Annotated in this window: 21 protein-coding genes; 14 read left to right on the top strand and 7 right to left on the bottom strand. The window is 70.8% G+C overall.

Annotated features, from left to right (window positions below):
• Nucleotides 1-2: 2 nt before the first annotated feature.
• Genes pgsB through AC3ETA_RS07915 form a run of 3 tightly spaced genes read left to right on the top strand, consistent with a single transcriptional unit; the run spans nt 3 to nt 3310 of the window.
• On the top strand, nt 3-1691 hold the full coding sequence (pgsB, locus tag AC3ETA_RS07925; protein ID WP_432192074.1) for a poly-gamma-glutamate synthase PgsB: 1689 nt from the start codon (nt 3-5) through the stop codon (nt 1689-1691).
• 48 nt (nt 1692-1739) lie between these two features.
• Nucleotides 1740-2222: a poly-gamma-glutamate biosynthesis protein PgsC/CapC gene (locus AC3ETA_RS07920; protein WP_030950648.1), complete on the top strand. Its 483-nt coding sequence runs from the start codon at nt 1740-1742 to the stop codon at nt 2220-2222.
• A gap of 17 nt (nt 2223-2239) precedes the next feature.
• On the top strand, nt 2240-3310 hold the full coding sequence (locus tag AC3ETA_RS07915) for a C40 family peptidase (protein ID WP_432192073.1): 1071 nt from the start codon (nt 2240-2242) through the stop codon (nt 3308-3310).
• Between the two features lie 39 nt (nt 3311-3349).
• Here the strand turns inward: AC3ETA_RS07915 and AC3ETA_RS07910 are convergent, their stop codons facing one another.
• The gene (locus AC3ETA_RS07910) at nt 3350-4234 is read right to left on the bottom strand and encodes a hypothetical protein (RefSeq protein ID WP_432192072.1); all 885 of its coding nucleotides are present in this window, start codon (nt 4232-4234) and stop codon (nt 3350-3352) included.
• 1086 nt (nt 4235-5320) lie between these two features.
• Here AC3ETA_RS07910 and rplM point away from each other — a divergent pair.
• From rplM to AC3ETA_RS07890, 4 genes are all read left to right on the top strand, one after another.
• Nucleotides 5321-5764 carry a 50S ribosomal protein L13 gene (rplM, locus tag AC3ETA_RS07905; protein WP_030950652.1) on the top strand — a complete coding sequence of 148 codons (444 nt, stop codon included), beginning with the start codon at nt 5321-5323 and terminating at the stop codon, nt 5762-5764.
• A 42-nt stretch (nt 5765-5806) separates the two neighbouring features.
• Nucleotides 5807-6328, top strand: a complete 522-nt coding sequence (gene rpsI, locus AC3ETA_RS07900) for a 30S ribosomal protein S9 (RefSeq protein ID WP_030950653.1) — start codon at nt 5807-5809, stop codon at nt 6326-6328.
• 235 nt (nt 6329-6563) lie between these two features.
• Entirely contained in the window at nt 6564-7922 is a 1359-nt protein-coding gene (gene glmM, locus AC3ETA_RS07895; RefSeq protein WP_432192071.1) for a phosphoglucosamine mutase, read from the top strand.
• Between the two features lie 109 nt (nt 7923-8031).
• Nucleotides 8032-8523 (top strand): hypothetical protein, encoded by a 492-nt coding sequence (locus AC3ETA_RS07890; RefSeq protein ID WP_432192070.1) that lies wholly within the window; start codon nt 8032-8034, stop codon nt 8521-8523.
• An 18-nt stretch (nt 8524-8541) separates the two neighbouring features.
• Here AC3ETA_RS07890 and coaA read toward each other — a convergent pair whose 3' ends face one another.
• Nucleotides 8542-9510 (bottom strand): type I pantothenate kinase, encoded by a 969-nt coding sequence (gene coaA, locus AC3ETA_RS07885; protein ID WP_432192069.1) that lies wholly within the window; start codon nt 9508-9510, stop codon nt 8542-8544.
• 181 nt (nt 9511-9691) lie between these two features.
• On the opposite strand from coaA, the gene AC3ETA_RS07880 reads away from it, so the two are divergent.
• The 4 genes from AC3ETA_RS07880 (at nt 9692) to glmS (ending at nt 13703) form a co-directional block, all read left to right on the top strand.
• Nucleotides 9692-10747: an ATP-binding cassette domain-containing protein gene (locus AC3ETA_RS07880; RefSeq protein ID WP_432192068.1), complete on the top strand. Its 1056-nt coding sequence runs from the start codon at nt 9692-9694 to the stop codon at nt 10745-10747.
• The gene (locus AC3ETA_RS07875; RefSeq protein WP_432192067.1) at nt 10744-11559 is read left to right on the top strand and encodes an ABC transporter permease; all 816 of its coding nucleotides are present in this window, start codon (nt 10744-10746) and stop codon (nt 11557-11559) included. Before AC3ETA_RS07880 ends, AC3ETA_RS07875 begins: the two co-directional genes overlap by 4 nt.
• A 34-nt stretch (nt 11560-11593) precedes the next feature.
• Nucleotides 11594-11791 carry a hypothetical protein gene (locus AC3ETA_RS07870; protein WP_432192066.1) on the top strand — a complete coding sequence of 66 codons (198 nt, stop codon included), beginning with the start codon at nt 11594-11596 and terminating at the stop codon, nt 11789-11791.
• A gap of 64 nt (nt 11792-11855) precedes the next feature.
• Entirely contained in the window at nt 11856-13703 is a 1848-nt protein-coding gene (glmS, locus tag AC3ETA_RS07865) for a glutamine--fructose-6-phosphate transaminase (isomerizing) (protein WP_432192065.1), read from the top strand.
• Here the strand turns inward: glmS and AC3ETA_RS07860 are convergent.
• Together AC3ETA_RS07860 and AC3ETA_RS07855 are read right to left on the bottom strand one after the other, a co-directional pair.
• Nucleotides 13664-13885: a DUF397 domain-containing protein gene (locus tag AC3ETA_RS07860; protein ID WP_432192064.1), complete on the bottom strand. Its 222-nt coding sequence runs from the start codon at nt 13883-13885 to the stop codon at nt 13664-13666. The two genes, glmS and AC3ETA_RS07860, sit on opposite strands and share 40 nt — an antisense overlap.
• An 8-nt stretch (nt 13886-13893) precedes the next feature.
• Nucleotides 13894-14748, bottom strand: a complete 855-nt coding sequence (locus AC3ETA_RS07855; protein WP_432192063.1) for a helix-turn-helix domain-containing protein — start codon at nt 14746-14748, stop codon at nt 13894-13896.
• Nucleotides 14749-14949: 201 nt separating this feature from the next.
• Between AC3ETA_RS07855 and AC3ETA_RS07850 the strand changes: the two genes are divergently transcribed.
• Together AC3ETA_RS07850 and AC3ETA_RS07845 are read left to right on the top strand one after the other, a co-directional pair.
• Nucleotides 14950-15360 (top strand): ATP-binding protein, encoded by a 411-nt coding sequence (locus AC3ETA_RS07850; RefSeq protein ID WP_432192062.1) that lies wholly within the window; start codon nt 14950-14952, stop codon nt 15358-15360.
• A 104-nt stretch (nt 15361-15464) separates the two neighbouring features.
• The gene (locus tag AC3ETA_RS07845) at nt 15465-16379 is read left to right on the top strand and encodes a hypothetical protein (RefSeq protein ID WP_432192090.1); all 915 of its coding nucleotides are present in this window, start codon (nt 15465-15467) and stop codon (nt 16377-16379) included.
• Here the strand turns inward: AC3ETA_RS07845 and AC3ETA_RS07840 are convergent.
• The 3 genes from AC3ETA_RS07840 to AC3ETA_RS07830 form a co-directional block, all read right to left on the bottom strand.
• Nucleotides 16374-17555 (bottom strand): FAD-dependent monooxygenase, encoded by a 1182-nt coding sequence (locus tag AC3ETA_RS07840; RefSeq protein WP_432192061.1) that lies wholly within the window; start codon nt 17553-17555, stop codon nt 16374-16376. The two genes, AC3ETA_RS07845 and AC3ETA_RS07840, sit on opposite strands and share 6 nt — an antisense overlap.
• Nucleotides 17556-17655: 100 nt before the next feature.
• Nucleotides 17656-19092: an NAD(P)H-hydrate dehydratase gene (locus tag AC3ETA_RS07835; RefSeq protein WP_432192060.1), complete on the bottom strand. Its 1437-nt coding sequence runs from the start codon at nt 19090-19092 to the stop codon at nt 17656-17658.
• Nucleotides 19093-19293: 201 nt separating this feature from the next.
• Nucleotides 19294-19665 (bottom strand): holo-ACP synthase, encoded by a 372-nt coding sequence (locus AC3ETA_RS07830; RefSeq protein WP_432192059.1) that lies wholly within the window; start codon nt 19663-19665, stop codon nt 19294-19296.
• 98 nt (nt 19666-19763) lie between these two features.
• Between AC3ETA_RS07830 and AC3ETA_RS07825 the strand changes: the two genes are divergently transcribed.
• Nucleotides 19764-20675: a L,D-transpeptidase family protein gene (locus tag AC3ETA_RS07825; RefSeq protein WP_432192058.1), complete on the top strand. Its 912-nt coding sequence runs from the start codon at nt 19764-19766 to the stop codon at nt 20673-20675.
• Nucleotide 20676: the final 1 nt, after the last annotated feature.

The following is a 20676-nucleotide window of genomic DNA, read 5'->3' as shown; positions in this document are numbered from 1 at the left end:
CCGTGCTCTACCTCTACTTCGTCCTGCTGATCGGCTCGGTGTTCCTGCTGATCGCGGGCATCGTCGAACAGCGCAGGCACTACGCCGCCCTGCACACCATCCCCTCGCGGGTGCTGGTCAACGGCATCCGCGGCAAGTCCTCCATCACCCGGCTGTGCGCGGGCGCGCTGCGCGGCGGTGACCTGGTCACCGTGGCCAAGACGACGGGCACCGCGGCACGCTTCATCCACCCGGACGCCACCGAGGAGCCGGTCTACCGCAAGTTCGGCATCGCCAACGTGGTGGAGCAGATCGGCATCGTCCGCCGGGCCGCGACCTACCGCCCCGACGCCCTCGTCATCGAGTGCATGGCGGTCATGCCGGCCCTCCAGGAGGTCAACCAGAGCAAGCTGATCCGCTCGACGATCGGTGTGCTGTGCAACGTCCGTGAGGACCACCTCGCCGAGATGGGACCGACCCTGGACGACGTGGCGCGCTCGCTGTGCCGCTCGATGCCGGAGGACGGCATCTGCGTCACCGCCGAGAAGGAGCGCTTCCACATCCTCCAGGAGGAGGCGGACGCCCGTAACTGCCAGTTGATCTACGCCGACCCGGAGACCGTCACCGACGAGGAGCTGCGCGGCTTCAGCTGGTTCACCTTCAAGGAGAACGTGGCGATCGCGCTGGTCGTGGCGGACCTGCTCGGCATCGAGCGCAAGGTCGCCCTGCAGGGCATGTACGACGCCCCGCCGGACCCGGGTGTGCTCTCCGTCGAGCGGTACGTCACCCCCGAGAACAAGCGGCTCGCCTTCGCCAACGTCTTCGCGGCCAACGACCCCGAGTCGACGCTGATGAACATCAACCAGCTGCTCGACCTCGGCGCGATCCGCCGTCCCCTGAACGTCGTGATCAACTGCCGCCCGGACCGGGTGGAGCGCAACGGGCAGATGGGCGAGATCATCCCGGACCTGAAGCCCGACAACGTCTTCGTCATCGGGCACCCCGCCAAGAGCGCCATCGACGCCATCCCCGCCAACTGGCGCGACCGCGCGGTCGACCTCGGCGGCGAGCGCCGCTCGGCGGACGAGTTCATGCCGACGCTGCTCGGCCGGATGTCCGACGGCTCCTCCCTGGTCGCCATCGGCAACATCCACGGGCAGGGCGAGGAACTCCTGGAGTACCTGGCCGAGCTCCCGGCGGACGAGAGCGCCGCCGACGAGGGGGCGGACACGCCCGCGGCCGCCGCGCCGCCCCAGCAGCAGCGCCTGGACCCGTACGCCTCGTACCCCACGGCCTACGAGGAGCGGTACCAGGCCTCGCAGACCCAGGAGATCCCGGTGGTCCGCATCCCGCAGCCGCCGGCGCCGTACGGCCATCCGGCCGGGGTGTACAGCGGCGGCTCGCCTTCCTACGCCGGTACGGCGGGGCACCACCCCGACGGCAACGGCGGGCACGGCGCTCCCGTGCCGGGGGCGGACCAGTACGGCGGGACCCGGGCCCAGGCACCGCAGCCGCAGGCTCAGGGCTGGTTCCAGGCACCGGACCGGCGCATGCCCGGCCGGCCGCAGCTGCCGCAGGGGACCGGCCGCCCGGCGTACGACTCCGAGCAGTCGTACGGCACGGGGCAGGAGCCGCAGCCGTACCCCGACGAGCACCACGACCGGCGACGCCGCCCGCCGGCCGGCGACGGCGGACACGCCCCGCGTGCCTGACGCCCGCCCCGCCCCACGAACCCGCATCCCCTCGTCCGGAGAACCCCGTTGACCACCGCTGCCCTGACACCCGAGATGGCCGCCCTGGGCATCGCCATAGGCCTGTTCTTCTCGCTGCTGTGCTATCTGACGACCAACCTGTCGCCCGGCGGCATGATCACGCCCGGCTGGCTCGCGCTCACCCTCATCGAGGACCTCCAGCGCGCGGCCATGGTCGTGGGCGTCACGGCCCTGACCTACGGCGGCACCAAGATCATGCAGCGGCTGGTGATCCTCTACGGCAAGCGGCTGTTCGCCGCGGTGGTGCTGCTGGGCGTGCTGCTCCAGGCCACGGTGATGATCGTGCTGTCGCTGGAGTTCCCGCTGCTCTACGGCAACCAGACGCTCGGCTTCATCGTGCCGGGCCTGATCGCCTACCAGATGGTGCGCCAGCCCAAGGGGGCCACGCTGCTGGCCACCGGCACCGTCTCCCTCATGGCCTACATCGTCGTCGCCGCCGGCCTGCTGCTCGGCGTCATGCCGACCGTCTGAGAACCGAGGAGCAAACGATGGCAGGGAAGAAGAAGTCGCGGCCCGTCGTCACCGGGCTGGTGCTGCTGGCGCTCGTCGGCACCTCCGGCTACCTGACGCTGGAACTGCGCAAGCAGGACGAGCAGGGGATCACCGAGGTGCGCAACGTCGGCGTCCTGGAGGGCGGCCGGAGCACGGCCACGGAGAGCGGCAAGGAGACCTGGTCCCGGCTGGAGAACCCGGCGCGGTCCGTGCTGCGCGGCTCCGACGGCCAGATCAAGGCCGTCCTCACGGACGGCGCGCGCACCGCGACGCTGACCGGGCCGGCCCGCACCTTCCAGGAGCCGACCTCGACCGCGTCCAAGGTCAGCACGACGGACTGGGTGCGGCTGATGCCGGAGCCCTGGAAGAAGGGTGCGGAGTCGAAGAAGTGGTTCAAGGACTGGTACGCCGAGTACAAGGACAGCAAGGAGGACGACATCTTCGCGTTCGCCTTCCAGTACGTGGCGGGCGCACCGGTGAAGAAGGACGCGCAGGGCACCGTCTACGCCGGTGACGCGAACTTCGGTCCGCTGAACACGACCGGGGCCGAGGGCGGCGACCTGCGCCTGGAGCAGTCCGACTTCTACGACTACCTCGGTGTGCAGTACCCGTTCCGGGACGGGACCGTCGGGCAGCCGGAGAGCATGCGGGCCCGGTCCATCGACTGCTCGGGCTTCATACGCATGGTGCTGGGCTACCGGGCCCGCTACCCCCTGATGTCCTCGGACACCTCGGGCGACGGACTGCCCCGTACCGCCAACGGCATGGCCCGCTCCGAGGCGGGCGTCGACATCCTGCCGCTGGCCGGCATCTCGGCGCAGGACCGGCCCTCCGCGATCGACCAGCTCCAGCCGGGCGACCTCGTCTTCTTCAAGCTCGACACCCGCACCGGCCAGCGGCTCGACCACGTCGGGATGGTCCTCGGCCACGACACCGAAGGGCACCTGATCTTTGTGTCGAGCCGTGAGGAGGTCAACGGGCCCACCATCGGCGACGTCGGCGGTGTGTCCCGGCTCGACGGCAACGGCTACTACGCGAAGACGCTGCGCAGCGCCAAGCGGCTGTAGCCGCGGGCGGGCCCGGGGACACCGGGCCCGCGGCCGCCGCTACTCGTTGGCCGCCGCCGACGCCTGTGCCTGGCCGCGCCTGAGGATCTGGTTGAAGGTGAACTCCTCCAGCTCGTCGCTGACCTGGAAGGCGGCGGTGTCCTTGTCCGTCATGTCCTTGCCGCTGGTGAAGCCCGTGATGGTGAAGTAGGCGTAGCGGCCGAAGGAGTTGGACGTCGACAGGCAGACGGACGAGGTGCAGAAGTCCTTGACGCCCTTGCCGGACAGCGACCGGATGATGTCCTTCTTGGTGTTCACCTGGCCCTTGACCTTGGTGGCCTGGGCCGCGGTGTCGAAGACCGCCACGCCGACCGTCACCGCGATGCCGTCCTTCACGTACGACACGCGCATGAAGCGGGTGCAGTCGCTGTTGGTGAGGATCTTCGGGAGCCCGCCCTTGGTGACCGCGGAGCAGCTCTTGGTGTCGTCCGTGGCGCCCTTCTTGTACACCTTGCCGCCGACGGTCAGCTGGGTGCCCGGGAAGAGGATCTGGGCACTGAGCGGGGCGGTGTCCTTGCTCTTGCTGGAGATGAAGTCCTTCGGATCCAGCGGCGGCGGAGCGCTCGTCGGTGCGAACGACGGCGCGGCGCCCGACTGGCTGGGCAGGTCCGCGGTCCCCGGCAGCGAGGAAGACGGCTTGTTCGACGCGGAGTTGCTGCCGTTCGCGGACACCACGGCCACCGCCACGGCGGCACCGATGGCGACGGTGGCGAGTGCGCCGCCGCCGACGAACAGCAGCCGACGCCGCTTGTTGCGGGTCTCCGAGGCCTCGGCGAGCGCGGCCCAGTCCGGAGTCTGATCGGCGCCGTCGTTCCACGGCTGCTGGGAATGCGGTTTCCAGGGATCCCACTGGGACTGGGGTCCCCCCTGCTGCCCGTAGCTCATGGGGCGCATCTTAGACGGCCCCGAGGCGTGCCGGTCCGCCTCAAGAGGCGCACGGGCCCCTGGCGTTCAGTCGATGAGCGAGCGCAAAAGCGACATCTCCGGGTGGTTGGTACGACCCGTCTCGTGGCGTCTGCGGGTGGTGCTCGGGGCGGCGCTGGAGGCCGTCGTGGCGCGTGCCGCCCGGCTGACCTCGGGCGGAGGGATGGGCAACGCCATCGTCGTGCGGGCGGCACGGATGTGGTCGGTGGGTGGATCGCCGTATGACGACCCCCACTTCCTCTGTCTGCCGAGCGCGGTCGCCGTGGCGGCTGCCCGGACGGCGGTTGCGCGCGGTGTGCTGAGCGTGCCGGTGCTGGTGACCGGATGCCTGGTGGGTGCCGGGGGCGTGGGCCGCACTGCTCGCGTACGGGAGGGCTGCGGCGGGAGTGGGGTGTGCGTACCGACGGTGGCGGGCCGGGGGCGCGGGGCCGCTGCGGCCGGTCGAGACCGGGGCGCTGCTGATGCTCTCGGCTGCTCTCGGCGTTCCTGGTGTCCAGGCCGTCGTACGAGCACTATCTGCTGGTCGTCGTGCCGCTGCTGCCGGCCGGGGCGGCGGAGGCGGGCTCGGCGGTCCGGGAGCCCTGGCTCTGGCCGGCGCCGGTGCCGCAGCTGCCGAAGGGTGACCTGGCTGTGTCTGGAGGCGGGGGAGCGGCGGGCCTTCCGGGACGCCGTGACGCTGTGCGTACCGACGGTTACGCCGGCCGCACACCGCCGCCGCAGCGCGGGGCAATGGCGTCGGTCACTCCGCCGGGCCGGGGAGGGGGCTCGTGGCCGTGACGTCCGGGACGGCCGGTTACGCTGGGGGAGACAGCAGGGGGCGTCCCAGGGCAACCCGTTTTGACCCGGCCGTGGCGCCGCAGGTATCCTGCATCTTCGTTGTGTATTGGCCTGCTCATTCTCACGGGAGTGGCCTCTACCTAGGTTCCCTGGAGCAGTTACCAGTGGGCGGCATACGGGCAGCGTCCCCGGCATTGTCGTCCCCAGCTGCACGATCGCTTCAGTGATGCCATGTGTCAGCACCCATCCACTGAAGAAGAAGGCTGCGAAGTGCGTACGTACAGCCCCAAGCCCGGCGATGTGACTCGCCAGTGGCACGTCATTGACGCTCAGGACGTCGTCCTGGGCCGTCTCGCCACCACCGCCGCGTCCCTTCTCCGCGGCAAGCACAAGCCGATCTACGCGCCCCACGTCGACACCGGTGACTTCGTCATCATCATCAACGCCGACAAGGTGCACCTCTCCGGCAACAAGCGGACCCAGAAGATGGCGTACCGCCACTCCGGCTACCCGGGTGGTCTGCGCTCCGTCCGCTACGACGAGCTGCTCGACAAGAACCCCGAGAAGGCCATCGAGAAGGCCGTCAAGGGCATGCTCCCCAAGAACACGCTGGGCCGTCAGATGCTCTCGAAGCTGAAGGTCTACAAGGGTGACCAGCACCCGCACGGCGCGCAGCAGCCGCAGCCGTACGAGATCACCCAGGTCGCGCAGTAAGTCCGGCCACCCCCTAAGACTGAAGAGAATCTGAGGAGAATCGTGGCCGAGACCACCGTTGAGCAGCCGGTCGAAGAGACTGAGCTCGTCGACATCGACAGCTACACCACCGAGTCCGAGGTGCCCGTCGAGGGCGAGTACACCTCGGAGTCGCTCGCGTCCCGCTTCGGCGAGCCCCAGCCGGCCGCCGGCCTGGGCCGTCGCAAGAACGCCATCGCCCGCGTCCGGATCGTCCCGGGCACCGGCAAGTGGAAGATCAACGGTCGCACCCTCGAGGACTACTTCCCGAACAAGGTGCACCAGCAGGAAGTCAACGAGCCGTTCAAGGTTCTCGAGCTCGAGGGCCGTTACGACGTCATCGCCCGCATCGCCGGTGGCGGTGTCTCCGGCCAGGCCGGTGCGCTGCGCCTCGGTGTCGCCCGCGCCCTGAACGAGGCCGACGTCGACAACAACCGCGGCCCGCTGAAGAAGGCCGGCTTCCTCAAGCGCGACGACCGTGCGGTCGAGCGCAAGAAGGCCGGTCTCAAGAAGGCCCGCAAGGCCCCGCAGTACAGCAAGCGCTAAGCGCAAGCTGCCTCTGCTCGTACTCCGGTACTCCGAACGCCCCGGCGGCACGCCACAGTGCCGCCGGGGCGTTCGTCTTATCCCCGGGCTCGGGCGTATAACGGCACAAGACGTTCAAAGGCTTGTGTGATCCGATGCCCAGGCATGGAATGCCTGGAAGCGGGAGCCCCCGGTGGCACGTGGCACAGCGAGCGCCGGCTCCGCAACCGGAACTGATGTTTCCTCAGGAGGACAAGTGGGACGACTCTTCGGCACGGACGGCGTGCGTGGTGTCGCCAACGCGGATCTGACGGCCGAGATGGCTCTCGGTCTGTCCGTGGCGGCGGCGCACGTACTGGCCGAGGCGGGCACCTTCGAGGGCCACCGGCCGACTGCGGTGGTCGGAAGGGACCCGCGCGCGTCCGGGGAGTTCCTGGAGGCCGCCGTGGTCGCGGGCCTCGCGAGCGCCGGTGTGGACGTCCTGCGGGTCGGCGTGCTGCCGACGCCGGCGGTGGCGCATCTCACGGGATCGCTCGGCGCCGACCTCGGCGTCATGCTCTCCGCCAGCCACAACGCCATGCCGGACAACGGCATCAAGTTCTTCGCCCGCGGCGGCCACAAGCTCGCCGACGACCTGGAGGACCGGATCGAGGCGGTGTACGAGTCGCACCGGCACGGCGAGCCGTGGGAGCGGCCGACGGGTTCCGGGGTCGGGCGGGTGCGGTCGTACGACGCCGGGTTCGGCGAGTACGTCACCCACCTCCTGAACGTGCTGCCCAACCGGCTGGAGGGCCTCAAGGTCGTCCTCGACGAGGCGCACGGCGCCGCCGCGGGTGTCTCGCCGGAGGCGTTCACGCGGGCCGGGGCCGAGATCGTCACGATCGGGGCCGAGCCGGACGGGCTCAACATCAACGACGGCTGCGGATCCACGCACATGGAGAAGCTGCGGGCCGCCGTGATCGAGCACGGAGCCGACCTCGGCATCGCGCACGACGGTGACGCCGACCGCTGCCTGGCCGTGGACCACACCGGTGAGGAAGTGGACGGCGACCAGATCCTCGCCGTGCTCGCGCTCGCCATGCGGGAGCGGTCCGAGCTGCGGTCCGAGACCGTCGTCGCGACCGTGATGTCCAACCTCGGGTTCAAGCTCGCCATGGAGCGCGAGGGCATCGCGCTGGTGCAGACCGCGGTCGGTGACCGGTATGTACTGGAGGAGATGAAGGAGCGCGGGTTCGCCCTGGGCGGCGAGCAGTCCGGGCACGTCATCATCCTCGACCACGCCACCACCGGCGACGGCACGCTGACCGGGCTGCTGCTGGCGGCACGGGTCGCGCAGACCGGTCGTACGCTCAAGGACCTCGCGTCCGTCATGGAGCGGTTGCCGCAGGTGCTGATCAATGTGCCGGACGTGGACAAGTCGCGGGTGCGGACCTCGGCGGAGCTGGCTTCCGCGGTCACCGAGGCGGAGCGGGAACTGGGGGCCACCGGGCGGGTGTTGCTCCGGCCTTCGGGTACCGAGCCGCTGGTGCGGGTGATGGTCGAGGCCGCGGACATCGATCAGGCGCGGTCCGTCGCGGGGCGGCTGGCCGATGCCGTGAAGTCCGCGCTCGGGTGACATGTACTGCGTGATCGCCACCCGCTCGTGATCATCCGGAGATCCGCGGGGGCTACGGTTTCCGGCCATGGCTGATCAGAAGCATGGCGGAAGTCGGGAGCGTCGCGGGATGAGAGCGAGCGGGCGCCGTACAGCGCTGCTGGCCGCGTTGGTCTGGGCCGGAACCTGCGGCACGGCCGTCGCGGACAGCGGCAGCGTGCTGTCCTGGTCCGCCCAGCAGGGGCCCCGGGTCGCCGTGGCCCTGGCGGCCCAGGCTCAGCATCAGGAACTGACGGCCTGGCGGGCACGGCAGACGGCGGCCTTCGAGGTGGCGGTTCGGCAGGCCGTGCGGGACGCCGAGCGTGCGGTGACCGAGGCACGGGCGGCGGCGCCGGAGGAGGAGCCGGCCCCGGCGGGCTCCGATGCGGCCGGCGTGCCGGGGAACGCGGGCTCCGTGGCGAGCGGAGGCTCCTCCGGGCAGGACTGGGCGGCCGAGATCGACGAGGCGCTGGACACGCCGCATCCGCGCCCCGAGAGCTCACCCGAGGTGGATGCCGAGCACCAGCAGGCGGTGGAGGACTCGATGACCGAGCCGGTCGCGGAACTGACCTACGCCCCCTGAACCTGTCGGCGCCCCTGATCAGAGCTTGCGCAGGCTCAGCCGCTGCACCTTGTGGTCCGGGCCCTTGCGCACGACGAGGGCCGCGCGGCCGCGGGTGGGGGCGATGTTCTCCACCAGGTTGGGCTTGTTGATGGTCCGCCACATCGTGCGGGCGTAGTCGAGGGCCTCCTCCTCGGAGACCTGGGTGTACTTGCGGAAGTACGAGGACGGGTTCTGGAAGGCGGTCTCGCGCAGCCGCTTGAAGCGGTTGAGATACCAGGTCTCGATGTCCTCGGTGCGGGCGTCGACGTACACGCTGAAGTCGAAGTAGTCGGCGAGGCCGACCCTGGTGCGGCCGTCCTTGCCGGGCAGGGCGGGCTGCAGGACGTTCAGACCCTCGACGATCAGGATGTCCGGGCGGCGGACGGTGAGCCGCTGGTCCGGGACGATGTCGTAGATCAGGTGGGAGTAGACGGGTGCCGTGACCTCGTCCTTGCCCGCCTTGATGTCGGCGACGAAGCGGGTCAGGGCGCGGCGGTCGTAGGACTCGGGGAATCCCTTCCGTGACATCAGGCCGCGGGCCTGGAGCTCCTTGGTGGGCAGCAGGAAGCCGTCGGTGGTGACCAGCTCGACGCGCGGGTGTTCGGGCCAGCGGGAGAGCAGGGCCTGCAGAAGCCGGGCGACCGTGGACTTGCCGACGGCGACCGAGCCGGCGACCCCTATGACGAACGGGGTGCCGGACTGGGAGCCCTGTTCGCCGAGGAAGGTGTTCAGGGCACCGCGCAGGCCGTCGGTGGCGCCGACGTAGAGGTTGAGCAGGCGCGACAGCGGCAGGTAGATGTCACGCACCTCGTCGAGGTCGATGACATCGCCGAGACCGCGCAGCTTCTCGACCTCCTCCGCCGTGAGAGGGAGGGGGGTCTTGTCGCGCAGGGCGCTCCACTCGGCGCGGGTGAGGTCGACGTAGGGAGTCGCCTCCGGCCGTTGCCGGTGGGCGCTCCGGGGCATCGAGGAGACCGGAGAGATCACAGTCCATTGTTACGGGAGTACGAACGGACGGCGGGGTGGGATCCGTCACGCGGTGGCTTCTGGGGGAAATCCGGACAAGGCGCGGAATGTCAGTGGCGTGCGTCACAGTTGTGGAAGAGGTGGGCCCGGGCCGGGGTCCACCGACCCCGAGGGGTGACCCATGACGACGTATGCGATAGAGGCGGAAGGCCTGGTCAAGCGGTTCAGGGAGACCGAGGCGCTGGCCGGGGTCGACCTGGGGGCCCGCCGGGGCTCGGTGCTCGGGCTGCTGGGCCCCAACGGCGCGGGGAAGACCACCGCCGTGCGGATCTTCGCGACGCTGCTGCGGCCCGACGGGGGCAGGGCCCGGGTGGCCGGACACGACGTGGTCCGGGAGGCCGGGGTCGTACGGGCCATGGTGGGGCTGACCGGGCAGTACGCGGCGGTCGACGAGAACCTGACCGGCACGGAGAATCTGCTGCTCATCGGACGTCTGCTGGGGCTGCCGCGCCGGGAGGCGCGGGCGCGGGCCGCCGAGCTGCTGGAGCGGTTCCAGCTGGCGGACGCGGCCGGACGGGCCACGAAGACGTACTCCGGAGGCATGCGCAGGCGGCTGGACCTGGCGGCCAGCCTGGTGGGCCGGCCCAGCATCCTCTTCCTCGACGAGCCGACCACCGGCCTCGACCCGCACAGCCGCGGTGAGCTGTGGGACCTGCTGCGGGGGCTGGTCGCGGACGGTGCGACGGCCCTGCTGACCACGCAGTATCTGAACGAGGCCGATGTGCTCGCCGACGACATCGTGGTGATCGACAAGGGCCGGGTGATCGCCGAGGGCACGCCCGACCAGCTGAAGTCGCAGGTCGGCGGGCAGGTCCTGGAGCTGCGGCCGGTGCTGGCGGACGACCTCGCGCGGGTGCACGCGCTGGTGGCCGAGGCGGCGGGACCGCAGACCCAGATCGAGGGCGAGACGATCACCGCGCCGGTGAAGGACCCGCAGCTGATGCCGGCCGTCGTGCGCACGCTGGACCGCGAGGGGATAGCGGTGGGCGAGCTGGCGCTGCGGCGCTCCTCGCTGGACGAGGTGTTCCTGGCGCTGACCGGGCACCGTGCCGAGCCGGGCGGGCCGGAGGACGACGGGGACGGGGACGGCGGCGGGGACGCCGACGGGGACGGGGGCCGCGGGGCGGCCGTCCGGGACGGTGAGGGCGAGCGGGAGAAGGCGGTGAGCCGGTCATGACCACCGCCGCCACGACCGCCACGGCGCCGATCACCAAGTCGGGCCGGGTGCGCCCGCTGGACGGGTTGCGGCAGACCTTCACGATGGCCTGGCGCAGTCTGGTCGCCGTCAAGCACAACCCGCTGGAGCTGGTCGACTACAGCATCACGCCGATCATGTTCGTGTTCCTCTTCACGTATGTGCTGGGCGGGCAGATGGCCGGGTCGCCGGAGGCGTACCTGAAGTACGCGCTGCCGGGGATCATCGTCCAGAACACGCTGTTCATGACGATGTACACGGCGATGGCCCTGAACACCGACCTCACCAAGGGCGTCTTCGACCGCCTGCGCAGCCTGCCGATCGCCCGCTCCGCGCCGCTCATCGGCCGTATCACGGCCGACCTGGCCAAGCACCTCTGGGCGCTGCTGCTCATGATCGGCCTCGGTCTGCTGCTCGGCTTCCGGATCACCGGGGGAGTCGACGGGTTCCTGTTCGGGACGCTGCTGGTGATCGTGTTCGCGGCGGCGGTGTCCTGGAGTGCCGTGCTGATCGGGATGCTCGCCGGCGACGCGGAGAAGGTGCAGGCGTTCGCCTTCACGCTCATCTTCCCGATCACCTTCACCAGCAGCGCTTTCGTCATGGTGGACACCATGCCGGGGTGGCTCCAGGCGTGGAGCGACGTGAATCCGGTGACGCATCTGTCGGACGCGTTCCGGGGGTTGCTGCTGGGCGGGCCGGTGGCCGAGCCGGTGATGTGGTCGCTGGTGTGGGCCGCGGGGATCGCGGTGGTGTTCTATCCGTTGGCCATGCGGGCCTATCGGGCGAAGACCTGAGGGTGCGTCGACCGGGCGGGCGGTGCTGATCCGGATGGTGCCGTTCCGTGCGGTGCCGTTCCGTGCGGTGCCCTTCCGGGCGGTGCCGATCCGGGCGGTGCCCTTCCGGGCGGTGCCGATCCGGGCGGTGCCCTTCCGTGCGGTGCCGATCCGTGCGGTGCCGTTCCGGGCGGTGCCGTTCCGGGCGGTGCTGATCCGGATGGTGCCGTTCCGGGCGTTCGTACCACCGTAGGAATTTCCGAAATCGGGCACGCTGTGGCCGTTTTCGACCGGAGTTCGGCCGTAGGCTGCCGCGCATGTGCGGAATTGTGGGTTACGTGGGGTCGCAGTCGGCGCTCGACATCGTGGTGGCCGGACTCAAGCGACTGGAGTACCGGGGCTACGACTCGGCGGGGGTCGCCGTGCTCGCGGACGGCGGGCTTGCCGGGGCCAAGAAGGCCGGGAAGCTGGCGAATCTGGAGAAGGAGCTGGCCGAGCGGCCGTTGCCGAGCGGGACCACGGGGATCGGGCACACGCGCTGGGCCACGCACGGCGGGCCGACCGACGACAACGCCCATCCGCATCTCGACAACGCAGGGCGCGTCGCCGTCGTGCACAACGGGATCATCGAGAACTTCGCCTTGCTGCGGGCCGAGTTGGCGGAGCGCGGGCACGAGCTGGCGTCCGAGACGGACACCGAGGTCGTCGCGCATCTGCTGGCCGAGGAGTTCTCCGCCGGCGCCGATCTCGCCGAGGCCATGCGGCTCGTGTGCCGACGGCTGGAGGGCGCGTTCACGCTGGTCGCGGTGCACGCCGACGAGCCGGACGTGGTGGTCGGGGCGCGGCGGAACTCGCCGCTCGTGGTGGGCGTCGGGGAGGGCGAGGCCTTTCTCGCCTCGGACGTCGCCGCGTTCATCGCCCACACCCGCTCGGCGGTCGAACTCGGGCAGGACCAGGTCGTGGAGCTGCGCCGGGACGGGGTGACCGTCACCGGGTTCGACGGACGGCCGGCGGACGTGCGGTCGTACCACGTCGACTGGGACGCCTCGGCCGCGGAGAAGGGCGGCTACGACTACTTCATGCTCAAGGAGATCGCCGAGCAGCCCAAGGCGGTCGCCGACACACTGCTGGGGCGCATCGACGCGGCCGGCTCGCTGACGCTGGACGAGGTGCGGATCAGCGCCTCCGAACTGCGCGAGGTCGACAAGGTCGTCATCGTGGCCTGCGGTACGGCCTTCCACGCCGGGCTGATCGCCAAGTACGCCATCGAGCACTGGACGCGGATCCCGTGCGAGGTGGAACTGGCCAGCGAGTTCCGGTACCGGGATCCGATCCTCGACCAGCAGACCCTCGTCATCGCCATCTCCCAGTCCGGCGAGACCATGGACACGCTCATGGCGCTGCGGCACGCCCGTGAGCAGGGTGCGAAGGTGCTGGCGATCTGCAACACCAACGGGTCGACCATTCCTCGCGAGTCGGATGCGGTGCTGTACACGCACGCCGGGCCGGAGGTCGCGGTCGCCTCGACGAAGGCGTTCCTGACGCAGCTGGTGGCCTGCTATCTGGTCGCCCTGTATCTCGGGCAGGTCCGGGGCACCAAGTGGGGCGACGAGATCCACGCCGTGATCCGGGACCTGGCGCAGATCGGCGGGCAGGTCGAACGGGTCCTTCGGACCATGGAGCCGGTACGGGAGCTGGCGCGATCGCTCGCCCACAAGAACACGGTGCTCTTCCTCGGCCGGCACGTGGGCTACCCCGTCGCCCTCGAAGGCGCGCTGAAGCTGAAGGAACTCGCCTACATGCATGCCGAGGGCTTCGCGGCGGGGGAGTTGAAACATGGGCCCATCGCCCTCATCGAGGACGATCTGCCGGTCGTGGTGGTGGTGCCCTCGCCCCGGGGCCGCTCGGTGCTGCACGACAAGATCGTTTCCAACATGCAGGAGATCCGGGCGCGGGGTGCGCGGACCATCGTGATCGCGGAGGAGGGTGACGAGGCGGTCGTGCCGTACGCGGACCACCTGATCCGGATCCCGGCGACGCCGACCCTGCTTCAGCCGATGGTGGCCGCGGTGCCGTTGCAGGTCTTCGCGTGCGAGCTGGCGACCGCGCGGGGGAACGAGGTGGATCAGCCGCGGAATCTGGCGAAGTCGGTGACGGTGGAGTGAGCGGACCTCAGGTTGTCGAGGAACGCGGTGAAGGCGGCGGCCGGGAAGGTGAGGGTGGCTCTGGCCGGGGCCTTTGAGTCGCGGACGGATATGTGGGTGGGGGAGTCGGCGATCTCCACGCAGTTGTTGCCGTCGGCGCCGCCGGAGTAGGTCGACTTGCGCCAGCTTTCAGGGGTGGTCACGGTGTGCCTCACACTTCCTTGGCCAGGTCGTGGATGAAGTCGCGCGACCTCACGGGGTCGAGCGATACCGCTTCTACCCTACGGAAGACTGTTCGAAAGACGGTGAGCTGGGCTTCGGAGTCGATGAACCCCGTGCCGTGGGGTGCGTCACGGACGGCGGTGTCCAGCCTGGGGACCGTGCCGCCCGCCAGCATCATGGGGCTCCATGTCCCGCCGAAGCCGTCGAGGTCGAAGGGGATGACCCGCACGGTGACGTGATCCGCCTCGGAGAGTTCCAGGACGCGGCCGAGTTGGGCTCGCGAGGTGGCACGGTCGCCGACCCGGATCCGCAGGGCCGCCTCATGGATGAGCGCCTTGTACGGGGTGGGGGCGGGGCCTTCGAGGACCGCCCCGCGCTGCATGCGGTGCCGAACGCGCAGGTTCAGGTCCTCGGGGGAGAGTTCGGGAACCCTGGAGGAGAAGGCGGCGTGCGCGTAGTCCTCGGTCTGCAGCAGGCCGGGGATGAACAGGAACTCCGCGTCGTCCCGGTAGGTGGAGTGGTGCTCCAGCTCGGCGATGTCCAGGAACGGTGTGGGCAGAAGGCCGCGGTACTCCTCCCACCAGCCGCGCGTTCGATCCGTTGCCAGCGCTACCAGGGCTTCGATCAACTCCCGTTCTGCGCAGCCGTAGTTGGAAGCAAGCTGGCGAAGGCGCTTCTCGCTCACTCCGGTCAGGGCCGACTCGATCTGGTTGATCTGCGTGGAGCTCACCCCGAGCAGGGCCGCTGCCTCCCGGCCTGTGAGGCCTGCCGCGTCGCGAAGCCGGCGCAGCTCGATACCCAGGCGCACCTGACGTGCTGTCGGTTCGCGCCTCAACCCCGCCATGTGCTGCTCCTCGGTTCAACGCGCCTGTGTGGACGACTCGTTCGGGGGTCAGGTTACGCGATCGGCTTGCTGAACCTTGAAATGAAGGTCTACCGTCGGTGATGCGACACGCACGCTGCGGAAGCGCACCGCTCCGTCCTGCCGTGACGGCTGCGGCACTGCCACCGCGCGACTCCCCTCCCACCCGAACGGAGTTCACCCATGCTCGAAACCGAACCCTGGGAGTACTCGCTCTCCATTCCCAACGACGTCCGGGCCGTCACCGTCAGTCGCCGCACCCTCCGGCTGATCCTCACGATGCACGGCCTCATCGGCCTCGTCGACACCGCCGAACTTCTCGCCACCGAGCTGGTCGCCAACGCCGTTCGCCATACGAAAGGGCCGGCTGCCCTGCGCGTGCGGTGGTCGGCCGGTGTGCTGCGGATCGGGGCCTGGGACGCGGACCCCGAACCGCCGGAACCGCCTCAAGCGTTCGCGACGCTCGGGGAGGCCGAGGAGGGGCGGGGGCTGGCGCTCGTCCGGTCCTGTTCCGACCTGTGGGGCTGGCAGCCGCTGACCAGGGACGGGAATCGTGGCAAGTACGTCTGGTGCGAGCTGACCTCGGCGGCGTGAACGTTTACTCGCCGCTCGAAAGAGTGAACGTACCCCGATCGTCCGGATCTTCAGCCCATCACGGCATCAAGGTTGCGCACATGGTCACATCAGCTCACGAGGGCATGCACCGCATCTTTCAGGAGCGGCCCGAGATCCTCGCTCCCGTGTTCGGGGTGCTGGGCGTCCCGTTATCCGCAAAAGCGACTGTGGACGCCGTCACCACGGACGTGACAGAAGCCCGGCCGCTGGAACGTCGCGTGGACACCGTGCTGCGCATTGGACCGTCCGATGGCGAGGACTTTCTGCTCGCCGTCGAGGCGCAGTCTGGCAGGGTCGAGGGCAAGGAGTGGAGTTGGGCGTACTACATCGGCTACCTCCAGGCGAAGTATGGGCTGCCCGTACTGCTCCTCGTCGTCTGTCAGGACAGGGCCACTGCCAAGTGGGCGGCCGGTCCCTTCGACTGCGGCGCGCGCGGCTGGACGGCTCTACGGACGTATCCGCTGGTCGCCGGGCCGGACAACCTACCGGTGATCACAGACGTCCGGACTGCGGCGAAGAACCTCCCTCTGGCCGTGCTCTCCGCCCTGGCACACGCCCGTAGCCGCGACGGCGACGCCATACTGGAAGCCATCAGCAGCGCCCTTCAGGAACTCCTGGACACCGATCCTGCCACCGCCAAGTACTTTTTCGACTTCCTCGAAGTCACCCTGGGCAAGACTCCAGCCGGAGAGAAATGGAAGGCAATCATGTCGACGTTCGTCAGCTACTTTCCGGGCCGGGGGACGGTTCGTGAGACGGCCTATCTGGAAGGTAAGGCCGACGGTGAGGCCAAGGGTGAGGCCAAGGGTGAGGCCAAGGGAATCCTGCTTGTGTTGGAGGTACGCGGCATCCCCGTGTCCGACAGCGTGCGGGAGCGCATCACCACCTGTAGCGACCTCGAACGCATGGACGCCTGGCTGGAGCGGTCCCGTACGGTCGAGCGGGCCGAGGACCTGTTCGCCGAGGACCCGAGCCTTCCGGAAGCCGGCTGCTCATAGCTCCGGCTTCCCCGTCAGTACGTCCGCCCTCCACGCCGGTGCCTGAGGCATGAACCTGTGTTGCGCCGCGTGTGCCGCCATGCGGGCGTTGCGTGCCTCGGCCTCCGGGCCGTCCGGGAGGTGGAAGTCGGTGCCTGCCCGGGCGGAGCGGGACTGCATACCGTTGGCGTCCGGGACGCGGCGACGGACGTAGCGGTCGAGGGCGGCGGGTACGTCGGCCGGGGTCGCGTCCGTCAGTTCGTCACCCAGTACCGCCGCGTCCAGGATCGCCTGGGCCGCGCCCTGCGCCTGGAACGGGACCATCGCGTGCGCGCTGTCGCCGAGCAGGGTCACGCGTCCGGCGTTCCAGCCGGTGAGGGGCGTGCGGGTGTGGATGCCGTAGCGGAACACCTGGCCCGCGCGTTCGAGGACCGTGCGGACGCGGGGGTCCCAGCCGGTGAAGGCGCGCAGCGGTTCGCCGGGTTCCGCTTTCGCCGTCCAGGACTCCTGGGTCGCCGCCCGGGTGGTGAACACGGCCACCACGTTGAGCAGTTCACCGCGCCGCACCCAGTAGTGGACGAAGTGGCGGTCCGGGCCGAGCCAGGCAGCCAGCGGCGGGAGGCCCAGGTCGGCGACCTCGCCGGCGGGGAGCAGGGCCCGGTAGGCGGCCGTTCCCGAGAACACCGCCTCGTCCTGGCCGAAGAGCCACCGGCGGGCCGCGGACCGGATCCCGTCGGCCGCGACCACGAGGTCCGCCGTCAGGCGTTCACCCGCCGCCGTCGTCACCCGGGCGGCCTCGTCGTCCTGGTCGATGGCGACGACGGTCGTGTCCAGGCGGACGGACTCCGGTGGCACGGCCGCAGCCAGCGCGCCGTGCAGATCCGCCCGGTGCACCACCAGGTACGGCGCCCCGAACTCCTCCTCGGCCTCCCGGCCCAGCGCGTAACGGCAGATCTCCGCACCGTCCGACCAGGTGAGGAAGCTGACGTGCGGCGGATGGGCGGCCAGGGCGGCGACCGAGTCCAGCACGCCCAGCCGACGTAACTCCCGCGTGGCGTTGGGCGCGAGCTGGATACCGGCGCCGATCTCCGAGAAGCGCCGCGCCTGCTCCACCAGCGTCACGTCGACGCCGGCGCGGCGCAGGCTCAGCGCCGCCGCAAGTCCCCCGATGCCCGCGCCCACGACGATCGCCCGCATCCCACGACCTCACTCCGCCGGACTTGCCCGCCCGTCCGCGTCCTGGTGCCGACGGTCAACCTCGCGGAGGCGGAAGCATCGGTCAACCCACCGGCACCCGTCACCCCCGCACATCCCGCCAAGCCTCCGGAATGCCCTCCGCCACGTCATGTGCACCCAACGGCGCGCCGTCCGCCGCGAATCTCGCCGAGAGGCCGTGGAGGTACGCCGCCACGCTCGCGGCGTCCACCGCCGGGAGGCCCGCCGCGAGGAGCGATCCGCCCAGGCCCGACAGCACGTCCCCGCTGCCGGCCGTGGCCAGCCATCCCGTGCCCGTCGGATTCACCCGCACCGCACCGGCGCCGCCCGCCCGGGCCACCAGCGTCGTCGAGCCCTTCAGCAGCACGGTCGCCGCATACCGCCGCGCCAACTCCCGTACCGAGGCCAGCCGGGCGCCCTCGACCTCCTCGCGGGAGACCCCGAGCAGCGCCGCCGCCTCCCCGGCGTGCGGGGTCATCAGTGTCGGCGCCCCGCGGTCCCGTACCGCCCCGGCGTCCGCCAGCCGCAGCCCGTCCGCGTCCAGCAGCACCGGTACGTCGGCCGCGAGCACCTCCGCCACCGTCGCCGCGTCGTCCCCGGCGCCCGGCCCGACGACCCACGCCTGCACGCGCCCGGCCTTCTTCGGTCCCCGGTCCGACACCAGCGTCTCGGGGAACCGCGCGATCACCGCGTCCGCCGCCGGACCGACGTACCGCACGGCCCCGGCCCCGCCCCGCAGCGCGCCCGCCACCGCCAGCACGGCCGCGCCCGGGTACCTCGACGATCCCGCGGCGATGCCCACGACCCCGCGCCGGTACTTGTCCGTCTCCGCCCCCGGCAGCGGCAACAGCCGGGCCACGTCGGCGTGTTGCAGCGCCTCCAGCTCCGTCGCCTCGGCCGGCGGCGCCAGTCCGATGTCCACGAGCCGTACGACACCGGCGTACTCCCGAGCCGGGTCGATCAGCAGGCCCGGCTTGTGCGTGCCGAAGGTGACGGTGAGGTCGGCGCGGATCGCCGTGCCGTGCACCTCGCCCGTGTCGGCGTCCACGCCGCTCGGCAGGTCGACGGCGACCACCGCGGCCCGGGACCGCGTCGCCGCGCCGGCCAGCGGTGCCGCGTCCGGCCGCAGCCCGCCCTTGCCGCCGATGCCGACGATGCCGTCCACGACCAGGTCCGCGCGCCCGATCAACTCCCCGGCGGCGTCCAGGCCGACGGGCCGCCCGCCCGCCCGCCGCAGCGCCGCGAGGCCCCCGGCGTGCGCGCGGTCCGGCGCCAGCAGCACCGCCGTGACGCCCGCCCCGCGCCGGGCCAGCCGGGCACCGGCGTACAGGGCGTCGCCGCCGTTGTCGCCGCTGCCGATCAGCAGTACGACCCGGCTGCCGTACACCCGGCCCAGCAGATCCGCGCAGGCCGCGGCCAGTCCGGCCGCCGCCCGCTGCATCAGCGCCCCGTCCGGGAGCCGTGCCATCAGCTCCCGTTCGGCCGCCCTTACCGTCTCCACGCCGTACGCAGTCCGCATACGACCGAGTCTCCCGTACGGGGCGAGGCGCGTCGCATCCATCGCCGCTTCGCCGTGCCGCGAGCGGGGCAGCCTCCGCTCGACTCTCCGCCACCACCGCCATCACCACGCCGTAGGCAGTTCGCATGCGACCGAGGCTCCCTACCGGCGAGGCGCGTCGCGTCCGACGGCGTCGTGCCGTGCCTCGCGCGCCAGGCCCGCTCAGCCCTCCGCCACCACCACGGCCGACGCCACCCCGGCGTCATGGCTCAGCGACACATGCCAGGACCGGACGCCCAGTTCGGCCGCACGGGCCGCGACCGTGCCGGTCACCCGCAGCCGGGGCTGCCCGCTGTCCTCGACGCAGACCTCGGCGTCGGTCCAGAGCAGGCCCGCCGGCGCGCCCAGCGCCTTCGCCAGGGCCTCCTTCGCGGCGAAGCGGGCGGCGAGGGAGGCGATGCCCCGGCGGTCGCCGCTCGGCAGCAGCAACTCGCGCTCCAGGAAGAGCCGTTCGGCCAGCCCCGGTGTGCGTTCCAGCGCCGCCTCGAATCTGTCGATCTCGGCCACGTCGATGCCGACCCCGATGATGCTCATGCCGAGCACCCTATGGGTCCTTGCGCGATGGTCCTCAAAAGAGTGACCCCGCCGCGCGGCGCCTCCGCGCGGCGGGGCCCTCACGCTTCCCTGTCCGCATGATCAGCAGACGTATCGCACGCCGGAGTGTCGCCGTGCTCCTCGCCGGGGCGGTCATGATGCCCGTCGGCGGCGCCTCGGCGGACCCGGCGGACTCCTCGGACCCGGTGCCCCCGACGTCCGGACCGCAGGCCACCGATCTCGTGCCCGGCATCCCCCTGACCCTGCTTCCGCTCTCGGAGATGGACACACCCGACCAGGACCTGCCGCCGAAGGTGTACAAGCCCACCCGCGCGGAGGACGCCGTCGAGCCCCGGGACGCGCCGGAGGAGGCGTACGACCGGGTGGAGTACGTCGATCCCATGGACTCCTTCGGGGACGTGACGTGCAGCGAGGAGACGGGCCTGCGGCAGCGGGAGGTCGAGCGGTGGCTGAAGCGGCCCGTCGACGGCGAGCAGTCCAAGGGTGACTGCAAGGCCATCCGCACCTTCCAGAAGAAGTACGGCATCAAGCCCGCCATCGGATACGCCGGGCCGGTGACCTGGGCCACCATGCAGCTCGTCGGCGCCCGCAAGAACCCCAACGCGGCCAAGAAGTGCCCGGCGCGGGCGTACCGGGTCGCCTGTGTCGACCTCGACCGGCAGATCGCCTGGGTGCAGCACGGCAAGGGCGGCGTCGTGTTCGGGCCCGTGCCCATCCGCAGCGGACGTACGGGATACGGGACGCGCGGCGGATGGCACGCGGTCTACTGGCGGCACAAGAACCACGTGTCGACGATCTACAAGAGCCCCATGCCCTACTCCCAGTTCTTCAGCGGAGGGCAGGCGTTCCACGGCGTCTACGGCAGCCTCTACACCCCCGTCGGTTCGCGGGGCTGCGTCAACATGACCCTGAAGGACGCACGGAAGCTGTGGGGGCTGCTGAAGAAGGGCGACCGGGTCTACGTGTGGGGGCACAGGCAGGAGCAGTAGG

The sequence above is a fragment of the Streptomyces sp. bgisy027 genome, assembly GCF_057710365.1.
This window is presented reverse-complemented; position numbering and strand designations above follow the sequence as displayed.

What these genes read in the sequence shown, in the direction of transcription:
- AC3ETA_RS07915 (WP_432192073.1), top strand. Translation starts at nt 2,240, where the DNA reads ATGGCAGGGAAGAAGAAGTCGCGGCCCGTCGTCACCGGGCTGGTGCTG.
- AC3ETA_RS07910 (WP_432192072.1), bottom strand. Translation starts at nt 4,234, where the DNA reads ATGAGCTACGGGCAGCAGGGGGGACCCCAGTCCCAGTGGGATCCCTGG.
- AC3ETA_RS07890 (WP_432192070.1), top strand. Translation starts at nt 8,032, where the DNA reads ATGAGAGCGAGCGGGCGCCGTACAGCGCTGCTGGCCGCGTTGGTCTGG.
- coaA (WP_432192069.1), bottom strand. Translation starts at nt 9,510, where the DNA reads ATGCCCCGGAGCGCCCACCGGCAACGGCCGGAGGCGACTCCCTACGTC.
- AC3ETA_RS07880 (WP_432192068.1), top strand. Translation starts at nt 9,692, where the DNA reads ATGACGACGTATGCGATAGAGGCGGAAGGCCTGGTCAAGCGGTTCAGG.
- AC3ETA_RS07875 (WP_432192067.1), top strand. Translation starts at nt 10,744, where the DNA reads ATGACCACCGCCGCCACGACCGCCACGGCGCCGATCACCAAGTCGGGC.
- AC3ETA_RS07870 (WP_432192066.1), top strand. Translation starts at nt 11,594, where the DNA reads ATGGTGCCGTTCCGTGCGGTGCCGTTCCGTGCGGTGCCCTTCCGGGCG.
- glmS (WP_432192065.1), top strand. Translation starts at nt 11,856, where the DNA reads ATGTGCGGAATTGTGGGTTACGTGGGGTCGCAGTCGGCGCTCGACATC.
- AC3ETA_RS07855 (WP_432192063.1), bottom strand. Translation starts at nt 14,748, where the DNA reads ATGGCGGGGTTGAGGCGCGAACCGACAGCACGTCAGGTGCGCCTGGGT.
- AC3ETA_RS07850 (WP_432192062.1), top strand. Translation starts at nt 14,950, where the DNA reads ATGCTCGAAACCGAACCCTGGGAGTACTCGCTCTCCATTCCCAACGAC.
- AC3ETA_RS07845 (WP_432192090.1), top strand. Translation starts at nt 15,465, where the DNA reads ATGCACCGCATCTTTCAGGAGCGGCCCGAGATCCTCGCTCCCGTGTTC.
- AC3ETA_RS07840 (WP_432192061.1), bottom strand. Translation starts at nt 17,555, where the DNA reads ATGCGGGCGATCGTCGTGGGCGCGGGCATCGGGGGACTTGCGGCGGCG.
- AC3ETA_RS07835 (WP_432192060.1), bottom strand. Translation starts at nt 19,092, where the DNA reads ATGCGGACTGCGTACGGCGTGGAGACGGTAAGGGCGGCCGAACGGGAG.
- AC3ETA_RS07830 (WP_432192059.1), bottom strand. Translation starts at nt 19,665, where the DNA reads ATGAGCATCATCGGGGTCGGCATCGACGTGGCCGAGATCGACAGATTC.
- AC3ETA_RS07825 (WP_432192058.1), top strand. Translation starts at nt 19,764, where the DNA reads ATGATCAGCAGACGTATCGCACGCCGGAGTGTCGCCGTGCTCCTCGCC.